Source organism: Actinoplanes sp. CA-051413 (genome assembly GCF_050955795.1).
GTDB lineage: Bacteria > Actinomycetota > Actinomycetes > Mycobacteriales > Micromonosporaceae > Actinoplanes.
Window position 1 is genome coordinate 3,564,193 of sequence record NZ_CP192100.1, and the last position, 16,026, is coordinate 3,580,218.

The following is a 16,026-nucleotide window of genomic DNA, read 5'->3' on the forward strand; positions in this document are numbered from 1 at the left end:
TATACGGGCCGCGATGCTCCGGCCCTGGCCGCAGCCCCGGAGCGCTTCCCGCCGGCGTCCCGTAGATTGGTCGCATCCGAGGCAGAGAAAAGGCGGACCACATCATGACGGCCGTATCAGATGAGCGGCCGGGTGCTGCCGGCCCGGGAGTTGCCGCGCAGGAGGACCTGCGGGCCTTGTTCGGGCAGTCCATCGCCGTGTTCGCGTCCCTGGCCGGGCCGGCGCACGTCGTGGAGACGGCCAACCCGGCGTTCTTCGCCGCTGTCGGCGCGGACCGCACGCGCACCGGGATTCCGCTCGCGGAACTGCTGCCCGAGCTGGCCGACCAGGGCTTTTTCGCCCTGCTGGACCAGGTCTACGCCACGGGTGAGCCCTACACCGGCCGGGACGCCCGCGTGGTGCTCGGGGCCGGCCCGCACGCGCGGGAGCTGTTCTTCGACTTCACCTACGAGCCGCGCCGGGACGCCGCCGGCGAGGTGACCGGGATCCACGTCATCGGCGTGGAGATCACCCAGGTCAAGCACGCCCAGCGGCTGATGGCCGAGCACCGCGTCCTGCTGGAGCAGATCGCCCGCCAGGCGCCGCTGGGCGAGGTGCTGGACGGCATGGCCCGCTCGATCGAGGCCCTCGCGCCCGAGGAGGTCCTGGTCTCCGTCCTGCTCGCCGATCCCGACGGCCGGCACCTGCGCCACGGCGCCGCGCCCAGCCTGCCGGACTTCTACAACCAGGCCATCGACGGCATCGCCACCGGTGAAGGCGTCGGCTCCTGCGGCACCGCCGCCCACCGGCGGGAACCGGTCATCGTCACCGACATCGCCACCGACCCGTTCTGGGACGATTTCCGGCACCTGGCCGACCAGGCCGGCGTGGCCGCCTGCTGGTCCACGCCGATCCTGGCCCGCGACGGTGGCCTGCTGGGCACCTTCGCCATGTACCACCGCACCCCGCGCGTCCCGCAGGACACCGACCTCGCCCTCACCCGGGTCTTCACCGGCACCGCGGCCCTGGCCATCGAACGCCACCATATCGAGCAGGCCAAGCTGGCCGCCGAGGCCCAGGCCAAGGCGGCCCACGACGAGCTGGCCAAGGCCGTCCGCGCGGAGCAGAAACTGCGGGCCGAGGCCGAGCAGCGCGCCACCGCGGCCGCCGAGCTCACCGCCCGGATGCGCGCCGCCGCGGCCACCCAGGCCGCCGTTCCGCACCCCGAGCGCTGCCAGCTGGGCGGCACCCCGGGGTGCGACGCGCCGGCCGAGCTCAAGATCGCCGATTCCTGGGGCGACGCGGCCTGGGGCTGCCCCGCCCACGTCGAGGAGGCCATCATCAACGTGCGGTCGGTGTTCATCGCCAGCGAGGAGCTCGGCGGCCTGGCCGCCTACCTCAACCGCTGATCGAGCCGGCCGGATCCCGGTCGGGCAGGTGGAACATGCCCGCGTGCCGGGTGCGCAGCTCCCGCTTGAGCACCTTCCCGGTGGGACCGAGCGGCAGATCCTCGATCACCACCGCGGCGAGGGTGGCCAGCCCGGCCGCCGACAGCTCCTTGTTCGCCTTCTCCAGGATCAGCTCGGCGGTGGCCGAGGCCGCGCCGGCCTGCGGGCGGACCACGGCGATCGGGATCTGGCCGCAGCCGTCGGGAGCCGGTACGCCCACCACCGAGCAGTCCAGCACCAGGTCGGCGCAGTCGGCGATCAGCACCTCCTCGAGCGGCAGGCTGTAGACCGGCCCGGCCAGGGTGTCGATGACGTCGACCGTACGGTCCAGGTGGTAGTAGTTGCCCTCGGCGTCGCGGCGGGCCACGTCGCCGGTCAGCCAGTAGCCGTTGAGCTCGAAGCTCTGGGTGAGCCGCGCGTTCTTCCAGTACCCGGGCGTCCGGGACGGGGTGATCACGCCGAGCAGGCCGACCGTGCCGTCGGGGAGCTCGTTGCCGTCGTCGTCGAGCACCGCCGCCTTGATCACGGCGTCCTGCGGCTTGCCGACGCACCTGTCGTTGCGCGGCGTCTCCGGGGTGGTCAGACCGCCGAACAGGGCCATGCCCATCTCGGAGGAGCCGAGCCCGTCGATGAACTGCGAGCCGGGCAGAGCGCCGTTCGCGGCCCGGTCCTGCGGCAGCAGCCAGGCGGCGAGCAGCCCGGCCGGCCGTTCACCCAGGCCGACCAGGCGCCGGATGTGGCCGTAGTGGGCGGAGTCGCCGGTGTTGAACCAGGAGTGCACCCGGGCCGCGCCGCGCACCGGCAGGTCGCCGGTGGCCAGCTCGACGAAGGTACGCGGGAACGACGCCAGCATGGTCGGCTGGAACGTCTCCATCACCGGCTCGACCACGCTGCGGCGCCAGTCGGCCATCACCACCGTGGGCAGGCCGAGCAGGATCGCGGTGAGGAAGTAGCTGAGCCCACCGGCGTGCGTGTGCGGCATCAGTGACATCAGCCGGTCGTACGGCTCGGCCGGGAACCGGGTCATCCGCGCCTGCTTGCCGTCCCAGAAACTGCGGTGCCCGAGGATGGTGGACTTGGGGCTGCCGGTGGTGCCCGACGAGTGGATCAGCGCGCACACGTCGTCGGGCCCGTGCCGGTACGGGTACTGCTCTGGAAGCTGCGTACCGGTGTCGTCGAACGCCTGGATCTCGGCGGCGAGCGTCAGAAACCGGGGCCGGGTGGCCGGGTCGGCCCGGTACGCCGAGGCCAGCCGCGTGGTGTCGTCCGCGACCACCCCCACCACGCCGACGTGCTCGAGGTAGCGGAGCAGCACGTCCAGCCGCATGGCGTCGTTGATCATCGCCGGGATGGCCCCCAGCGCGGTCAGGGCCAGATAGTGGATCAGCGGTTCCAGTCCCTCGGCGACCACGATGCCGACCGGGTCGCCGGCCCGGACCCCGTTGGCCCGGTACCACCGGGCGTACCGGTCACGCAGGGCGGCCAGCTCCAGCAGGCTGTGCCCGCGCAGCGTGACCTGGCCCCGGTGGTCGACGCTGTGCGTGTAGATCAGCGGCACCGCCCGGTTCGGGTTGGACCGGACGGCGTGGTCGAGGAAGTTGCCGGCGCCCAGGTCCGGTTCGGTCATGAACTGCCGGCGCACGCTCAGCGGGGCGATCGGACTGTCGGTCATCGCTTTCTCCTTGCGGTTTCGTGGCTGGACAGGATTTCCGCGGCCACCCGGTGACCCGAGCGGATGGCACCCTCCATGAGCCCGAAGAACTCGGTGCTCGTCTCCGTGCCGGCCCAGTGCACCCGGCCGTGCGGGGTGCTCAGGTGCGGTCCGAGCCGCGACCAGTCGCCGGGTCCGAACACGGCCGCGTAACAGCCCCGGCTGTACGGTTCGTTGACCCAGTCGCTGACGTGCACGGCGACCGGCGCCGGCAGCCGGGGGAACAGCTCGGCGACCTGGTGCAGGGCCTCGGCCTCGCGGGCCGCGGGGTCCAGCGCCGCGAACCGGTACGCCTCGGCGCCGGTCACGAACCCGGTCAGCACCCCGGCGCCGCCCCCGGGCGGCGAGTCGTCCACGGTCGACAGCAGCGGGCCGGTGGCGCTCACCGACCAGCCCGACAGCCCGTGCGCGTGCCAGTACGGCTCCCGGTAGACGATCTGCACCTTCACCGCGCAGCCTCGCCCGGTGGCCGTGGTGGCCCGGGGCGCCGGCAGGCCCGGCCGGTAGTCGATGGCCTGGGCCAGCACCGGCGGCACTGCCACCACGACCGCGTCGCCGTGGTGCTGCTCCCCGGTGCCGGTGTGCACGCTCACCCGGCCGCCGTGCTGGTGGATCGCGTGCACGGGCCGGTTCAGCCGGATCCGGGCGCCGAGCTGCGCGGCGAGCCGTTCGGCGACCTGGTGGGCGCCGCCGAGCACCCGGTCCTGCTGCGCCCCGCCGGCGAACGCGTTGAGATATCTGATCCCGCCGCCCGAACGCAGGTAGAGCGCCATGTGGAGGACCGACACCGAGGCCGGGTCGGCGGCCATCATCTCGCCCAGGAACAACGGGAAGAACAGCCGCGCGTCCGGGTGGCGCAGGTTGCCGGCGGCCCACTCCGCGGCGGTGACGGTGTCCAGGGCGGCCGCGTCCGGCGTTCGCCACGGCGCGTCCGGCCGGACCCGCGCGGTCAGGTCGTAGAGCAGGTCGAACAGCTCGCCGAGCGCGACCGCGTTGAGCGGCGGGAACCGGCCGGCCCGGGTCTTCTCGCCGCTGCCCAGCGCGAACCGGCTGCCGCCCCACATCGCGGTCGGTGTCGCCGACAACCCCAGCCCGGCCAGCAGCTTGTGCAGTTCGGTGTGCCGGTCACCCAGGTACGCCGCCCCGGCGTCGGCCCACGCGCCCGGCGCCACCTCGATGCCGTGGGTGCGTCCGCCGACCCGGTCGCGGGCCTCCAGCACGGTGGTCTCCACCCCGGCGGCGGCCAGGTCGGTGGCGGCGGTCAGCCCGGCCAGCCCGGCGCCGATCACCACGACGCTCATCGGGGCGCCCCCGCGACCGTGCTGGCCAGCGCGGCCGGGGTGGGGGCGAGCAGGAAGTCCTCGAAGGTCAGCTCGACGCCGTGCTCGCGGGCCACGGCACTGAGCACCCGGGTCGCCAGCAGCGAGTCGCCGCCCAGGTGGAAGAAGTCGTCCTGCTCGCTGACCCGCGGGTTCTCCAGGACCCGCCGGAACAGGTCGGTCGCCTGGTGGACGTTCATGACAGCATCTCCTTGCTCGCGCGCCGATCGACCTTGCCGCTAGCGGTGTAGGCGAGCTCGGCCACGACGTGGATGTGACTGGGAACCAGGTGGGCCGGGACCCGGCCGCGCAGGTGGGCTGCGATCCGGTCCGGCAGCCCGGTGCTGGACGTGCCGGCCCGCGGTACGACGTACGCCGCGAGAGCCGTGCGGCCCGCCACCGTGACCCCGGTGACCAGGGCCGCGCGGACCGCCGGATGACCGGTGAGGTGCGCTTCCACCTCGGCCGGGTCGACCCGGATCCCGCGGATCTTCACCTCGTGGTCGATCCGGCCGCGGTGGGTGAGCACGCCGTCGGCGGCGCGGGACACCCGGTCGCCGGTGCGGAAGAACCGTCGTCCGCCGACCGTGACGAAGCGTTCCGCGGTCGCCGCCGGCCGGCCCAGGTAGCCGTCGGCCAGCGCCGGCCCGCCGATCAGCAGTTCGCCGCCCTCGCCCAGGTGCTCGGCCACGTGCGGCAGGGCCCGGCCGATCGGGACCGGGTCCGGCGCGCCGGTCAGCTCCAGCGCGTGGGTGATCAGGGTCGTCTCGGTGCACCCGTACGTGTTGAGCAGCTGAACGTGCCCGGCCGGCAACGCCGACCACTGCGCGACCTTCCCGGGCGCCGCGGCCTCCCCGCCGATGATCACGAGCCGTACGCCCGCCGGCAGCGCCTCCCCGGACTCGTGCAGGTGCCCTACCAGCTCGTGCCAGAACGCGGTCGGCAGGTCCAGCACGGTGATCCGTTCCCGCGCGAGCATCCGCAGGAACCGGGGGAACGAGCCGCGGTGCGCGTCCGCGTCGAACACCAGGCACGCGCCGGCGGTGAGGGCGGGCAGGATCTCCTCGAAGCAGGTGTCCCAGTTGAGCGACGCGAACTGCAGCACCCGGTCCTGCGGCGTGATGCCGAACAACTCGCGCAGGGATCCGACGGTCGTGGCGATCGCCCGGTGCGGGGTCACCACAGGTTTGGGTTCGCCAGTTGAGCCTGAGGTGAACAGCACGTAGGCCGCCCCCGGGTCGGTGCCGCCCGGACCCGGTGCCGGCCGGCCGTCGGCGCCGATCAGCACCCGGCATCCGGCGGCGCGGGCCATCGCGGCGCGGCGCTGCTCGGGGAAGCCGGGATCGATCGGGCAGTAGGTGCCACCGGCGGCCCAGACTCCGAACAGCGCGGTCACTGTGCCGGCGTGATGGCCGGCCGGGACGCCGACCACGCCGGGCTGCGCACCGAGGCCGGCGGCGAAGCCGGTCACCCGGGCCGCCAGCTCGGCGTAGGTCAGGTCGGCGCCGTCCGCTCTGATCGCCGGGCGGTCCGCGTGGACGCGGGCCGTGGTCAGGAAATCGGCGAGCACTCCGCCGGCGTTCATCGCCGGCTCCAGGCGGGATCGCGTCCCAGGAACGCGAGCAAGCGGTCCAGCGGGGGAACGCCGTCGTCCGCCGGCCGGGCGGGCGCAAACGTCGCTTGTGGACGGTGGCGGCGCGGCCCGTCCGGTACGTCACGCTCGGCGATCTCCCGGACCGCGGCGATGACCTCGTCGGTGAAGGTGACCGGCCGCCCGATCGCCGCCGCCACGTCCCAGCCGTGCACCACATAGTCGAGCAGGTGGAAACCGAGCGCCTGCCGGGCCGGCAGCGAGATCCCGTCCCGGATCAGCGGCAGCCAGACGGTGCGGTCCAGCGCGCCCTCGGCGGCGAACGCCGCGGTCACCTCCCGTGCGGACGCGGCGTACTCGGCCCGGGGGTCCGCGCCGATCGGGGTGTGCCAGTCCGCCGGTCCGGTGTGCTCGCCCCGGGCCGCCGCGGCGAACCCGCGGTTCTCCCGGATCATGTGCGCGACCAGCTGGGCCACGGTCCACTCGGCACAGGGGGTGGGCCGGTCCCACTGGTCGTCGCGGATCGCCCCGACGGTGTCGACGCTGCGCCGCACCACGTCCGGGTGCAGGTGCAGGGCCCGCGGCGCCAGCCAGGACCGGGTCATCGCCGACACCGCGGTGCCGTCGGGGTCGGCCAGCTTCGTGCGGGCGTACTGCTCGCCCCAGTCGCTCGTCATGATCCGGAACGGGGGCGCGTCGTCGGTGAGCGCGCGGACCAGCACCTCCGCCACCTCGGACGCGGACTGGGCGCCCGGATGCCCGCCGCGTGCGACCCAGGCCAGGTAGTCGGCCAGCACCTCGGCGTACGGGCCGGCCTCGGCCAGCAGCGACTCGCGGGTGACGCCGGAGTTGGCGCCGAAAGCGGTACCCAGCACCGGTCCCGGCTCGACCATGACCACCCGGACGCCCTGGCTCGCCGCGACCGGCGCGAGGCTCTCCATGAACCCCTCGACCGCGAACTTGGCCGCGGAGTACGCCTCGTTGAACGGCTGCCCGATCAACCCGCGGGTGCTGCCCACGGTGACGATCCGGCCCCGGCTCGCGCGCAGGTGCGGCAGCGCCGCCCGGGTCACCGCGACCACGCCGAACAGGTTGACCTCCAGCCCGGCCCGGAACGGGGCCATCCCGGCGGTCTCCACACTGGCGAACGTGTTGGCCAGCCCGGCGTTGTTGACCAGGGCGTCGAGCCGGCCGTGGGTGTCCAGCACGCCGGCCAGACACGCGTCGACCGAGGCTTCGTCGGTGACGTCCAGACGCCGTACGTCGAGCTTCACGCCGGCCGCGTCGGCGGCCTGCCGCAGCGGGTCCGCGCGGCCGGGATCGCGCAGCGTGGCGATCGTCGTGCAGCCGGCCTGCGCGGCCCGGACCGCGGTGGCCAGGCCGATCCCGGAGGCGCAGCCGGTGATCAGCACCACGCGACTCATGCGGCACCCGCCGCTGCGCGTTCCCGGGCCAGTCGGGCGTGGGTGGGGGCCAGCGGGATCCAGGCGAACAGGACCCCGATAAGGGTGCCGCCGACCATGGCGATCCGGGCCGCGTCCAGGACGCCCACCCGCGGGGTCAGCAGTTCGACCAGCACGCCGCCGAGCAGCGCCGCGAACGGGATGACACCCCAGGTGATCGTGCGGAACGCGGCGTGCGAGACCGCCTGGTCGGCCGGGCCGACCCGGGCCTGGCGGACCGCCGCGGTGCTGACGTTGTACCAGACCATGAACAGCCCGTAGAAGCTCAGCGTCACGCCGAGCACGAGCGCCGGCGGCAGCGCCGGTGCGGCCAGGATGCCCAGGCCGGCCAGGCAGTGCAGGAACACCGACCAGGGCATGAGCCGGTCGGCGCCGATCAGCCGGCTGACCCGCTGGGCGAGCAGCGCCCCGGCGACGGCGGCGACCGCGGCCACCGACATCACCGTGCCCAGCGTGGGCACGGACAGGTGCAGCCCCCGGTACGCCAGGATCGGCAGCACGGTCACGAAGATCGGGCCGCCCAGGTTGAGCAGCGTGGTGCCCAGGATGGTGCCGCGCAGGACCGGGTCGTTCCAGTTGAGCCGTACCCCGGCGACCAGCCGCGTCCACATCGGCTCGTGCTGCTGCGTGCGTACCCCGTACGGTCGCATCGCCCGCACGCCGACCGCCGAGATCAGGAAGGTCACCGCGTCGACCAGCAGTGACGCCACGCCGAGCAGGCGGTACAGCACGCTGGCCAGCGCCGGCCCCACCACCTCGGCGACGCTGCGGCTGCCCTCCAGCCGCGAGTACGCCCGCACCCGGCCCCCGGCCGGGACGATCGCCGCGATGGTGGCGACGTAGCCGATGTTGAAGAAGACCGACGCCGCGTTGGCCAGCACCACGACCACGAAGACCAGCGGTACGGACAGCACGCCGAGCCAGTACGCGACCGGGATGGCGGTGATGGCCAGCATGCGGATCAGGTCGCACCAGATCAGCGTGCGGCGCAGGTCCCAGCGGTCCACCAGCACGCCGGCGGCCAGGCTGAGCAGCGGGATGGCCAGGTACTGGGCCATGCCGACCAGGCCCACCTGGAACGCCGAGGCGTGCAGCAGCAGGATCATCACGGTCGGCACCACGAACACGTTGATCCGGTCGCCGACGTTGCTGACCGACTGACCGAGCCACAGCAGGTTGAAGTCGCGCCCGAGCCCCCGGGCGGGGTCCTCGCGGGGCGGTGCGACGGCTGGTGAGCTCATGTCGCCTGCCGCTGGACCAGCGGGGACACCTTGCCGGTGCGCTCGTTGTGGATCAGCGCGTCGGTGACGGTGACCGCCAGGGCTTCGGGGTCGCGCTGGAAGGCAGTGCTCGGGCCGCCGAAGGCCGAGCCGAGGATGTGGTCGCGGACCCGGCCGGCGAGCCCGTCCGGCGTGCCCCGGGCGGGCACCACCAGCACCTCGCACGTGCTGCCGCGGGCCGGGTACTCGGTGATGACCACCTGGCTCTGCGAGACGCCGGGGACACCGGCCACCTCGCGCAGCAGGGCGTCCGCGTTGAGCAGCAGGCCGCGGAACTTCACCTCGCCGTCGCGGCGGCCCAGCACCCGCAGCGCCCGGCCGGGCACTCCGCAGGTGCAGGCGACCCACTCGCCGGCGTCGCCGGTCTGGTAGCGCAGCACCGGGTTGAGGCCGTGCGGCTTGAGCGACGTGAAGTCGATCAGCTGGTCGGCGCCGATGTGCACGAGCTGCGAGGGCAGCGGGTGCCAGGTGTCGTCGGCGCACTGCGGGGTGTTGGTGCCGGCGACCCAGGTCTCGGTGCTGCCGAACAGGCCCCAGCGGCGCGCCTGCGGCGCGACCACCGGCAGGTCCTCGTCCAGGCCGGGGTTCCAGGCCTCGCCGAGCCAGAGCACGGTACGCAGGTCGGCCAGCTTGATCCCGAGCTCGCGGGCCCGGCCGATGATCGGGCGCAGGACGCTGGGCGTACCACCGATCGAGGTGACCCCGCGGTCGGCGAAGAACTCCAGCCAGACGTCGTACTCGGTGCGGTTGATCGCGCCCAGCCCGATCCCGGTGCAGCCGGTCAGGTCGGCGTACGAGTTCATGAGGTAGTGCGCGCCCCAGAGCTTGCCGGCGCCCCAGCCGTTGACGAACAGGTCGTCCGGGCCCAGCGGCTTCCACTGCTCGTACACCTCGGTCATGTACAGGCCGGTGGGGGCGTAGCCCAGCTTGGGTGAGCCGGTGCTGCCACCGCTCTGGAACGTCCAGGTGGCGCCGTGCTGCGCCTTGGGCTTGAGGTGTTCCAGCGCCACGTTCAGGTCGTCCTTGCGCATGACCGGCACGTGCACCAGGTCCTCGAGGCTGTCCAGGGCGACGATGTCGGCGTACCGGGCGGCCAGGGCCGGCACCGAGCGCAGCTTGGCCAGGGTGTCGGCGACGGTGGCCACCGCCAGCGGGGCGGCGGAGAAGAATTCCGTGGTCACAGTGCACCTCCGTGCAGTCGCGCGTGCCCGTCCCGGTAGGCCAGGAACCGGTCCCGGACGATCGCCCGGTTCTGCGCGACCACCGCGGGATCGCGGGAGTCGGGGCACATGATGGCGCCGTCCGGTTCCACCTCGGACAGCCAGAACCGATCGCCGTCGTGCAGGAAGTCCACGCAGAAGTACGGCATCGGCAGCTTCTTCGCGAAGTAGTCCACCGCCGCGGCCAGCTCGTCCGGCAGCGGCGCGTAGTGCAGCCGCGCCCCGGTGCTGTACTGCGGGTAGCGGGCACCGTCGCCGGGGATGCGCACCAGCGTGGTGTGCGGCTTCCCGTCGACCATGTGGATGCGGTAGTCGGTGGTGGCCCGGCCCAGGTACGGCTGGAACACCAGCGTGGTGTCGCCGCCCTGGGCGAGGCTGAGCAGTCCCCGGACGTCGTGGGCGTCGTGGGCCATGTTGATGCCACGCGAGGCGGCCCAGCCGGACGGCTTGACGATGGCCGGGTACGGCAGGTTCTCGACCGCGGGCAGGAACTCGTCGTACAGCAGGTCGCGGCCGGAGCCGATGCGCACGGTCGGCACCGGCGGTATCGGCGAGTCCTTGAGGAACAGCAGGGTGGCCAGCTTGTCGTTGCCGAGCGCGGCCAGCCAGCTCGGGTGCGGCAGGTAGAAGCCGGCCTGCTCCAGCACGGCGTAGAGGGTGAACTGGTTGAACGCGTCCGCGGCCTGGTACGGCAGCGTGTACGGCGAGGTGACGAACAGGGTGTCCCGCGGGGTCACCAGGATCCCGTCGACGTACACCCGGGGGTTGCGGGGGTCCAGGGCGTCCACCGTCACCGCCTCCGGCGCGGTCCGCTCCCAGCTCAGGCCCAGTTCCTTGGCCACCTCCTGATAGGTGCGCCAGAACGCGGCGTTCCACTGCGCCGCGGTCCGGGTCGACTCTCGGTCCGGGAAGATCCAGCACATGCGCTGCAACATGGAACGCAGCCTGACGGGCGCCGCTTCAGATCCACCATGGATCCGCTGCGCAGCGGATCTGTAGCGAATCTGCAGCGCCCCCGGCCACGGTGGGGCGATGAGCGTTTCCCGAACCGTCGTGATGGTCGATGCGTACGCCCCGACCCGGCGCCTCGCGCCGGTGTTCCACCAGGCCGGCTACCAGGTGGTCCGGGTGCAGAGCACGCCGGAACCGCCGCTGGTGTACCAGGGCGCGTTCGACCTGTCCCCGTACGCGGCGAACATCGTGCACACCGGTGACCTGGATGCCACGCTCGCGGCGATCCGCGGGCACGACCCCGTGGCCGTGGTGGCCGGCGGCGAGATCGGCGTGGAGTTCGCCGACCTGCTCGCCGCCGAGCTCGGCCTGCCCGGCAACGGCACCGCGCTGAGCGTCGCCCGCCGCGACAAGTACGTGCAGATCGAGACGTTGCGGGCCGCCGGTCTGCGGGCCACCGGGCAGCTGCTCGTGGAGAGCGCGGAGCAGCTGGCCGCCTGGCACGAGGCCCGGGGCGGCCGGATCGTGGTGAAACCGATCCGCAGTGCGGCCGGCGACGGGGTGCACTTCTGCGCCACGCCCCGGGAGTCGGTCGCCGCGTACCGCAAGATCCTGGGCAGCGAGAACATCTTCTCCCGCCGCAATGAGGCCGTCGTCGCCCAGGAGTACCTGGCCGGCGGTGAGTACGTGGTGGACACGGTCAGCTGCGACGGCGCACACCAGGTCACCGACATCTGGAAGTACGACAAGCTCACCGCCAACGGCATCGTCGACCTGACCTGCGGGGTCCGGCTGCTGCCCCGGCACGGCGCGGTCCAGCAGGCGCTGGTGCCGTACGCGTTCGCGGTCCTGGAGGCGCTCGGCATCCGCTACGGCGCCGCGCACCTGGAGATCAAGCTGACCCCGTCGGGGCCGTGCCTGGTCGAGGTCGGCGCCCGGATGGCCGGCCTGGACCTGCCCGGCTTCTGCCAGCCCGCGCTGGGCGAGGGCCAGCTGGAGTGGATCGTCGACGCGTACGTGCGCCCGCAGCGCTTCGCCGACCGGGTCGGCACGGACTACGAGATCAGGAAGCACGTGGTCAGCGCCTGGGCGGTGTCCACGGTGGAGGCGCGGCTCAAGGCGTACCCGATGATCGGGGTGATCGAGGGCCTGGAGAGCCTCTACGACATCCGCCCGGTGGTGGCCCCGGGAGGCAGACTGCGGCGCACCGTCGACGACCTGAGCACCCCGTTGATCGTCAACCTGATGCATCCGATCGAGGAGGTCGTCGACCGCGACTTCGGCACCTTCCGCTACCTGGACGGCCCGGCGTTCTACGAGCTGGCCGAGGACAACTGATGCCGGCCCGGCCGCACATCGTGGTCATCCACCGCTGGCGGGCCCGCTACGCCGAGTACGCCCGCTACCTCGACCACCGCACGCACACCGTCACCTACGTCGCCACCGAGGTCGGGGCCTCGGCGGTGCCCCCGGAAGCGGCCGCCGTGCTGCTGGTCGACGCGACCGACGACCTGCCCGCCGTGACGGAACGGGTCAAGCAGCTGGCCCACGAGTTCGGGCCGCCGGCCGCGATCGTCGCGCTCAAGGAGGACGACCTGCTGGTCGCCGCGCAGCTGCGGCAGGAGTGGGGCTGCGCCGGGTGGACACCGGGGGAGCTGCGCCCCTACCGGGACAAGGTGACGATGAGCGGGCAGGTGGCCGGGGCGGGCCTGGCGGTGCCGGCCTTCACGACCGTACGGGAGGCGGCGACCGTCCGCGCCTTCGGTGACCGGTACGGCTGGCCGGTGATCGTCAAGCCGCGCACGGGCAGCTCCAGCGCCGGTGTCGTACGCGTGGACGGGCCCGGTGACCTGCGTGAGGTGGACTTCACCGGCCGGCCCCGGCTGATGGCCCAGTCGTTCGACCCGCGCCCGATCCACCACGTGGACGGCTACTTCGACGGCGTGACGCTCGGCCCGTACCGGGTGTCGCGGTACCTGAACACCTGTCTCGGCTTCCGCGGCGGCACCCCGCTCGGCTCGGTGGAGGAGGACGATCCCGGCCTGGTGCGGGCCGTCGGCGCGTACGCGGTGCGGGCCCTGGCCGCCCTGTCCGACCGGCCCGTCGTGTTCCACCTGGAGTTGTTCGTCGACCGCGCCACCGGCGAGTGCGCGTTCCTGGAGGTCGGCGCCCGGGCGGGTGGCGCGGAGATCCCCTTCCTGTGGCGCGAGGTGCACGGCTACGACCTGATGGAGGCGGCGTTCCGGCTGGCGCTGGGCCGCCTGCCCCGGGACTGGCCGGCCGCGCTCGCCCAGCCGGGCGGTGAGGTGGCCGGCTGGCTGCTGGCGCCCGCCCCGGCACAGCGTCCGTGCCGGATCACCGGGGCCGGGTCGATGCTGGACCGCGAGCCCGGCCCGTACGCCGAGGCGGTGCTGCGGCCGGGGGAGATCCTGCCGGCCGCCGACGCGTACTACGAGCACGTCGGCGGCCGGTTCCGGTTCCGCGGGCGGACCTCGGACGAGGTGGCGGCCGCGATCGCCGTGACGGCCCGGGACTTCCGGGTCAGCGCCGTACCCCTGTGAACAGCCGGGCGGCCAGCCGCCGGTCCGGGCCGGTTACCCGCGGGGCCCGTAGCGAATCGTCCAGGTAGGCCAGGAACCGGGCGCCCACCTGGGCGTTCAGCACCAGCCGGGCGCGGCTGAACCGGCTCCCGGTGGCCGCCTCGCACATGATCAGCGCCTGGGCGAAGCGTTCCTGGCCGCGGCCGGCCGAGCCGGTGCGCACCAGCAGGTCGGCGTGGGCGAACAGGGCGATCGTGGAGGCCAGTGGCTCGGTCCCCGGATCGAGCAGGTCGAGGGTCCGCTCCAGCAGCGAGCCCGCCTCGGCCGGCCGGCCCTGCCGGGCCAGCAGGCTGCCCAGGGCGAACGTGGCGATCCGGACGTGCTCGCCCTGGTCCACGCCGAGCAGCTGGATGGCCCGTTCCAGATGCCGGCCCGCCTCGTCGGCCCGGGCCGGTTCGGCCAGCAGCGCCGCGCCGAGCTGGGTGTGCGCGGCTCCCAGCGTGCGACTGTCGCCGAGGTCCGCCGCGGCGGCCAGCGCCGCCTCGCACGCCTCGACCCCCACAGCCGGGGTGACCGCGTACGCCTTGCTGACGAAGTCCCAGGTGAGCTGCGGATCGCCGCGCTGCGCCACCCAGCGGGCCACCGCCGGCAGGTCGCCCTCCTCGGCGCCGACGAGCTCGGGATCCGGTGCCGGCTGGGCCGCGAGCCGCTCGAACGTGGACAGGTACCAGCGGATCGCCCGTTCCTCGGCCACGTCGCGGTCGCTGAGGGCGGCGCCGCAGCGGCGGGCGTACCGGCGGACCATGTCGTACCAGCCGTACCGGTCCGGGCCGGTCTCCACCATCAGGTTGGCCGAGATCACCTCGTCCAGCAGCCGCCGGGTCCGGGTCACCGAGATCCCGGCCACCGCGGCGGCCAGCTCCAGGCTGACCGAGCCCACCGGGAGCGCGCCGAGCTGGTCGAACAGCCGCCCGGCGGCCGGGTCCAGACCGGTGCGGGCCTGCACCAGCGCGGCCCGGACGGTCCGCGGGTCGTCGGCCACCGACAGGGTGTCGGCCCGCTCGCGCAGCTCGCCGGCGAAGGAGCCGAGCGACTGGGTGGACCGGGCGGCCAGCATGGCCCCGGCCTGGCGCAACGTCAGCGGCCAGCCACCGCACAGCTCCACCACCTCGGCGCCGCCCGGCCCGGCCAGCCGGCCCGGGCCGACGATCGCGCACAGCAGGTCGCGGGAAAGCTCGCCGGACAGCGGGCGCAGGGCGACCGTACGCACCTCGTGGTGCGCCGTGAGCGCGGTGAGCCGGCTGCGGCTGGTCGCCACCAGCAGGCTGCCCGAGGTGGGCGGGACCAGCGGCAGCAGCTCACCCACGCAGCCGGCGTCGTCGGCGACCAGCAGCACCCGCTGGTGGTACAGCCGGGTCCGGAACAGGGCGGCCCGCTCCTCGACACCGGCCGGTAGGCGGTCCGCGGGTACGCCGATCGCCAGCAGCGCCGCGCCCACAGCCGCGCCGGGGGACAGGGCCGCATCCTTGGCCGACCCGTGCAGGTCCACGAAGATCTGCCCGTCCGGGAACCGGTCCGCGACCGTGTGCGCCCAGCGCACCGCCAGCGCGGTCTTGCCCAGGCCCCCGGCACCGGAGATGAGCACGACCCGGGGGTCGGCGCCCGGCTCCGGCAGCGCGGCGGTCAGCGCGGTCAGGTCGGCGTCCCGGCCCGCGAAGTGCCCCACGCCGGCCGGCATCTGCGCCGGCCGCGGCTTCGGCTCCACCGGCACCACGCCCGCCACGGCCGGGCGCCGAGGGACCGGATCCTCGCCGCGCAGGATCGCCGCGTGCAGCTCCCGCAGGTCCGCGCACGGGTCGCTGCCCAGCTCGTCGGCGAGCCGCTCGCGCAGATTCTGGTACGCCAGCAGCGCCTCCGCGCCCCGGTTCGAGCGGTACAGCGCGGTCATCAACTGCCCGGTGAGCCGTTCCCGCAACGGGTTGGCGGTCACCGCCGCGACCATCTCGCGGACCAGTTCCGCGTGCCGGCCCAGAGTCAGCTCCGCCTCGAAGCAGGCCTCCAGGAGTGAGACCCGCAGCTCGGCCAGCCGGGCCCGGTCGGCCTCGACCCCCGGTGCGGCCACCCCGCCCAGCGGCTCGCCGTGCCACAGCGCGAGCGCCTGGCGCAGCTTCTCCGCCGCGTCGGCCGGCCGCGCCCGGGCTGCCTGCCGGGCCAGCTCCTCACACCGCTGCAGGTCGCACGCGGCGGCGGGCAGCGCCAGGAAGTACCCCGGGTCGCGGGTCACCAGCGCACTGCCGATCTTGCGCCGCAGCGACGAGATCAGTCCCTGGACGCGCGCCCGGGGTACCGCCGGAGGCTTGACCGCCCAGAGGCTGTCGATGAGCCGCTCGGTGGACAGCACCGTGCCCTCGGCCAGCGCCAGCAGGGTGAGAACGCTGCGTTCCAGCGGGGCGAGCGGGACCCGGGCCCCGTCCGTACGGGCCTCGACCGGCCCGAGCAGTGCCAGCTCCAGCGTCATCGCCGG

General features: G+C 73.9%; 12 protein-coding genes and 1 pseudogene. 3 read left to right on the plus strand and 10 right to left on the minus strand.

Going from position 1 to position 16,026, the window contains the following annotated elements:
* Positions 1 to 104 precede the first annotated feature (104 nt).
* Entirely contained in the window at positions 105 to 1,388 is a 1,284-nt protein-coding gene (locus tag ACQP2Y_RS16625) for a GAF domain-containing protein (protein ID WP_433729122.1), read from the plus strand.
* Here the strand turns inward: ACQP2Y_RS16625 and ACQP2Y_RS16630 are convergent.
* The 9 genes and pseudogenes from ACQP2Y_RS16630 to ACQP2Y_RS16670 form a co-directional block, all read right to left on the minus strand.
* Entirely contained in the window at positions 1,378 to 3,099 is a 1,722-nt protein-coding gene (locus ACQP2Y_RS16630) for a class I adenylate-forming enzyme family protein (protein ID WP_433729124.1), read from the minus strand. The two genes, ACQP2Y_RS16625 and ACQP2Y_RS16630, sit on opposite strands and share 11 nt — an antisense overlap.
* Positions 3,096 to 4,439, minus strand: a complete 1,344-nt coding sequence (locus ACQP2Y_RS16635; protein ID WP_433729126.1) for a flavin monoamine oxidase family protein — start codon at positions 4,437 to 4,439, stop codon at positions 3,096 to 3,098. The genes ACQP2Y_RS16630 and ACQP2Y_RS16635 overlap by 4 nt, the downstream gene beginning before the upstream one ends.
* Entirely contained in the window at positions 4,436 to 4,657 is a 222-nt protein-coding gene (locus tag ACQP2Y_RS16640) for an acyl carrier protein (protein WP_433729128.1), read from the minus strand. Before ACQP2Y_RS16640 ends, ACQP2Y_RS16635 begins: the two co-directional genes overlap by 4 nt.
* The gene (locus ACQP2Y_RS16645; RefSeq protein WP_433729130.1) at positions 4,654 to 6,042 is read right to left on the minus strand and encodes an amino acid adenylation domain-containing protein; all 1,389 of its coding nucleotides are present in this window, start codon (positions 6,040 to 6,042) and stop codon (positions 4,654 to 4,656) included. The genes ACQP2Y_RS16640 and ACQP2Y_RS16645 overlap by 4 nt, the downstream gene beginning before the upstream one ends.
* Positions 6,039 to 6,653, minus strand: a complete 615-nt coding sequence (locus ACQP2Y_RS16650) for a TIGR03086 family metal-binding protein (protein ID WP_433731977.1) — start codon at positions 6,651 to 6,653, stop codon at positions 6,039 to 6,041. Before ACQP2Y_RS16650 ends, ACQP2Y_RS16645 begins: the two co-directional genes overlap by 4 nt.
* A pseudogene (locus tag ACQP2Y_RS16655) lies at positions 6,633 to 7,472 on the minus strand (SDR family NAD(P)-dependent oxidoreductase); the annotation flags it as partial. The pseudogene ACQP2Y_RS16655 and the gene ACQP2Y_RS16650, both read right to left, overlap by 21 nt.
* Positions 7,469 to 8,752 carry an MFS transporter gene (locus tag ACQP2Y_RS16660; RefSeq protein ID WP_433729132.1) on the minus strand — a complete coding sequence of 428 codons (1,284 nt, stop codon included), beginning with the start codon at positions 8,750 to 8,752 and terminating at the stop codon, positions 7,469 to 7,471. The pseudogene ACQP2Y_RS16655 and the gene ACQP2Y_RS16660, both read right to left, overlap by 4 nt.
* Positions 8,749 to 9,972 carry an AMP-binding protein gene (locus ACQP2Y_RS16665; protein ID WP_433729134.1) on the minus strand — a complete coding sequence of 408 codons (1,224 nt, stop codon included), beginning with the start codon at positions 9,970 to 9,972 and terminating at the stop codon, positions 8,749 to 8,751. The genes ACQP2Y_RS16660 and ACQP2Y_RS16665 overlap by 4 nt, the downstream gene beginning before the upstream one ends.
* Positions 9,969 to 10,946, minus strand: a complete 978-nt coding sequence (locus ACQP2Y_RS16670) for an ATP-grasp domain-containing protein (RefSeq protein WP_433729136.1) — start codon at positions 10,944 to 10,946, stop codon at positions 9,969 to 9,971. Before ACQP2Y_RS16670 ends, ACQP2Y_RS16665 begins: the two co-directional genes overlap by 4 nt.
* Positions 10,947 to 11,043: 97 nt before the next feature.
* Here ACQP2Y_RS16670 and ACQP2Y_RS16675 point away from each other — a divergent pair, with 97 nt between their 5' ends.
* Positions 11,044 to 12,300, plus strand: coding sequence for an ATP-grasp domain-containing protein (locus ACQP2Y_RS16675; RefSeq protein ID WP_433729138.1), 1,257 nt, complete (start codon positions 11,044 to 11,046; stop codon positions 12,298 to 12,300).
* Positions 12,300 to 13,523, plus strand: coding sequence for an ATP-grasp domain-containing protein (locus ACQP2Y_RS16680; protein WP_433729140.1), 1,224 nt, complete (start codon positions 12,300 to 12,302; stop codon positions 13,521 to 13,523). The genes ACQP2Y_RS16675 and ACQP2Y_RS16680 overlap by 1 nt, the downstream gene beginning before the upstream one ends.
* On the opposite strand, the gene ACQP2Y_RS16685 is transcribed toward ACQP2Y_RS16680, so the two are convergent.
* A complete protein-coding gene (locus ACQP2Y_RS16685; protein ID WP_433729142.1) occupies positions 13,504 to 16,020 on the minus strand; it encodes a BTAD domain-containing putative transcriptional regulator in 2,517 nt (838 codons plus the stop codon). The genes ACQP2Y_RS16680 and ACQP2Y_RS16685 overlap by 20 nt on opposite strands.
* Positions 16,021 to 16,026: the final 6 nt, after the last annotated feature.